The organism is Streptomyces sp. NPDC058964 (assembly GCF_042741275.1).
In the GTDB taxonomy this organism is placed as follows: domain Bacteria; phylum Actinomycetota; class Actinomycetes; order Streptomycetales; family Streptomycetaceae; genus Streptomyces.
Map to the genome: position 1 here is coordinate 17,025 of NZ_JBHYKH010000127.1, position 2,318 is coordinate 19,342.

Annotated in this window: 3 protein-coding genes; 2 read left to right on the plus strand and 1 reads right to left on the minus strand. The window is 73.4% G+C overall.

The annotated features are described in order from the left end of the window. Positions 1 to 287: TetR-like C-terminal domain-containing protein (locus ACFW2E_RS17950; RefSeq protein WP_384467435.1), on the plus strand; the 287-nt coding region annotated here is incomplete at its 5' end. Positions 288 to 396: 109 nt separating this feature from the next. Continuing rightward, entirely contained in the window at positions 397 to 1,131 is a 735-nt protein-coding gene (locus ACFW2E_RS17955; protein ID WP_384467437.1) for a bifunctional DNA primase/polymerase, read from the plus strand. 49 nt (positions 1,132 to 1,180) lie between these two features. Here the strand turns inward: ACFW2E_RS17955 and ACFW2E_RS17960 are convergent, their stop codons facing one another. After that, entirely contained in the window at positions 1,181 to 2,182 is a 1,002-nt protein-coding gene (locus ACFW2E_RS17960) for a hypothetical protein (protein ID WP_384467439.1), read from the minus strand. Between the last annotated feature and the right edge of the window lie 136 nt (positions 2,183 to 2,318).

Here is a 2,318-nt window from a genome sequence, read left to right on the forward strand (position 1 = left end):
GCTTCGAGGTGCCCTCCCGCGCGCTGGCCGCCGAGGGCGTGGTGAACGAGCAGCTCGGCCGTGAGTTCGTCGCGATGCTGCTGGAGCCCCGGCTCCAGTTGTACGTGGACCGCCTGCGCTCGGCGCAGGGCGAGGGCCGGGTGCGCCCGGACGTCGACCCGCGCATCGCCCTCGAGCTGTTCGTCTCGCCGCTCGCCCAGCGCTGGCTCCAGCGCACGGGGCCCATCTCCTACGAGTACACGGACACTCTGGTCGACTACGCCCTCAACGGTCTCGCCCCCCGCTGACCGGTGGCCGGCGGGTGGGAAGCCCGGCATGTCCCGACAAGGCACCCCGGAGCACGGGAAGGTGGGAGCATGGGGCATGCTGTCCGTCAACAGCGAGGCGAGGGGATAGATGAGCGCGACGTTCGGCGGCCGCACCGGCCGGCAGGGCAAACTCTCCCAGTGGCTGCGCGGACGGCGTCCGCAGGAGGCCGCCGACGACGGCGGCCGTGAGGCCCTGCTGCTCGCCGCCGCCGGAGCCGGACTGCCGCTCGCGCCCGCCGCGCACCCCGCGCCCGGCTACCGCTGCTCCTGCGACCGCGTCGGCTGTCCCACCCCGGCCCGGCACCCGGTGTCGTTCGCCTGGCAGACGCAGTCCACCACCGACCGCGCCCAGATCGAGCGCTGGGCCCGGCACCAGCCGCAGGCCAACTTCATCACCGCGACCGGCATGGTGCACGACGTCCTCGACGTGCCCGTGGAGGCCGGCCGCCCGGCGCTGGAACGGCTGTTCGGCGCCGGTGTGGAGGTCGGGCCGGTCGCCGAGAGCGACGACGGCCGCATGCTGTTCTTCACCCTCACCCGCGGCACGCCCGAGGACGAGGACGAGTGGTGGCCCTGCGAACTGGACTGCCACCCCGAGACCATGGACGAGCACCCCGGACTGCGCTGGCACTGCCGCGGTTCGTACGTGCTCGTACCGCCGGCCCGGCTGCCCGGTGAGGACCGGACGGTGCGCTGGGTGCGCGGCCCGGAGCACGCGCTGCCCGACCCGCTCAGCCTGCTGGAGATCCTCACCGACGCCTGCGCCCGCCACGCCGGCGAGGAGCCCGGCCACGCGGCGGCGGCCTGGCCCCTGCGCCACTGAGGGGCGCGGCCCCGGGCGCCCGGTCACCCGCCCCGGTCCGGGTCCCGGCCTACTCGCCCTGAGCGGCCGTCAGTCCCTGGATGCGCCCCAGCATCGACACCTTGCCGCCGCCCGATCCCGTCCTCGGGTCCAGGGCGGCCTCGTTGGAGACGAACTCCAGCGTCAGCGACTGCTTGACCTCGCCCTTCGTCAGGGCCTGTACGTCCTTGTTCTGGGCGGGGACCGAGGTGCCCGCGGCGGCCGTCTCCTTCTCGTAGTGGTGCGTGGCGAAGAACACCAGCGCCCCGCCGTCCGCCGTGCGCAGCGCCAGCGGCGCGTAGTCGCCGTCGGTCCGCGGCTCGTCGATGTACTGCGTGACCAGACCCGGCCGACGGGCGTCCTTGGTACGCGCCTTGCGCCAGCCGCTGGTGTGCTCGCCGTCGGCGAAGAGGTTCCCGCCGCTCTTGAGATACGTCGCGTACTGGCGGCTCAGGTCCCGCGGGCGGACGGCCAGCTCCGCGGACGTCGCCGGTACGGCCTCGGCCCAGCCGTCCTTGTCCTTCCTGAACTCCGGCACACTGTCCGGGGCGAGGAGCGTGAGGTACGCCACCTGGAACGGCTCGGCCTGGCTGTCGCGGGTGAAGACGAACAGCCAGCGCGCGCTGCCGCCCTTGTTGGCGGCGGTGTCGGCGACGAACCAGCGTGGCCAGCCCGCCTTCTTGGGGATGGTGAACTTCGCGTCCGACAGCTTCAACGGGACGTATCCGGTGTTGCCGCCGGGGCTGTTCGCGTGCCCGGCCTTCAGACGGGCCGCGTCGATGTCGGCGAGTGCGCCGGTGACGTAGTCGGCGTCCAGGGAGCTGTCGAACGCCTTGTCCGCCTCGTTGTAGGCGTCGGTGAACTTCTCCAGCGCCCTGGCCGCCTCGGCCTTCGTGGTGGCGGGAAGCACCTCGCGCTCCCCGTGGACCACCACGCAGCCGCTCGCCGTCAGCGACAAAACGGTCAGCGAGGCCGCTATGAGTGCGTTCCGGTCCCGCCTGCGAAGCCTTCGAGGGCTGCGATCCCTGGTCATGAGGTGCCTTCACCTTCCCCTTCCCGGAGGCCGACCCTACCGGGGCGGGACGGGGCGCGGGTGCCGGGTTCCGCTACTGCGCCGGCTCCGTGGTCCCGGCGCGCGAACGGCGGCGGGCTCGCACGGCCCCGTGAGC

Bases quoted from the DNA above. Each gene is read 5' to 3' on its own strand.
- ACFW2E_RS17955 (WP_384467437.1), top strand. From the start codon at position 397: ATGAGCGCGACGTTCGGCGGCCGCACCGGCCGGCAGGGCAAACTCTCC.
- ACFW2E_RS17960 (WP_384467439.1), bottom strand. From the start codon at position 2,182: ATGACCAGGGATCGCAGCCCTCGAAGGCTTCGCAGGCGGGACCGGAAC.